At 71.1% G+C, this 809-nt stretch carries 1 protein-coding gene; it reads right to left on the bottom strand.

Features of this window, described 5'->3' with window-relative positions; all coding sequences use genetic code 11:
• On the bottom strand, positions 1-663 hold a 663-nt coding region (gene aqpZ, locus HUK84_RS20785; protein ID WP_176641876.1), incomplete at its 3' end, for an aquaporin Z.
• Between the last annotated feature and the right edge of the window lie 146 nt (positions 664-809).

Here is an 809-nt window from a genome sequence, read left to right as displayed (position 1 = left end):
CCAGACCAGCGCGCCGAGCGCGGCCCCGGCCAGGGGGGCGAGCCAGAAGAGCCAGAGCTGGCCCAGGGCCCCGGTCTGCGCGAAGAAGGCCACGGCGGTGGAGCGGGCCGGATTGACCGACGTGTTGGTGACCGGGATCGACACCAGGTGGATCACGGTGAGGGCGAGCCCGATGGCCAGGGGCGCGACGCCCACGGGGGCCGTGTCGGCGGTGGCGCCCAGGATCACGAGGACGAAGAAGCCGGTCAGCGTGATCTCGCACACCAGGGCGGAGAACAGGCCGTAATGGCCGGGCGACAATGCGCCGTAGCCGTTCGACGCGAAGCCGCCCGCCGCGAAATCGGGGGCGCCGGACGCGATGACATAGAGGATGATCGCCCCGGCGAGGCCGCCGAAGACCTGGGCGACCCAGTACGGCACCAGGTCGGTCCAGGCGATGCGCCCGGCGACCGCGAGGCCGAGCGTGACGGCCGGGTTGAAATGGCCGCCGGAGATGCCGCCGACGGCATAGGCCATGGTCAGCACCGTGAGCCCGAAGGCCAGGGCGACGCCGAGGAAACCGATGCCGTGAAGCGGAAAGGCGGCGGCGAGGACGGCGCTGCCGCACCCCCCGAGCACGAGCCAGAACGTACCGAAAAACTCGGCGGCGAGTCTTCTGACCATTGGCCCCTCCTTGCGGTTTTTTCTTTTGTCGGAGCGTCTTCGGCGGCGTGCGCCACGGCCCTTTATCGCCGGATGATCGCGCGAGTTCCCGCGACACTTACCGCCGGGGTGCTGCAGGGACGGCCACGCGCGGCACGGGGCGGGCC

It is taken from the genome of Nguyenibacter vanlangensis, assembly GCF_013376155.1.
Classification (GTDB): domain Bacteria; phylum Pseudomonadota; class Alphaproteobacteria; order Acetobacterales; family Acetobacteraceae; genus Gluconacetobacter; species Gluconacetobacter vanlangensis.
Note: the sequence above shows the minus strand (reverse complement) of the source record. Positions and strands in the feature narration are given on the sequence as shown.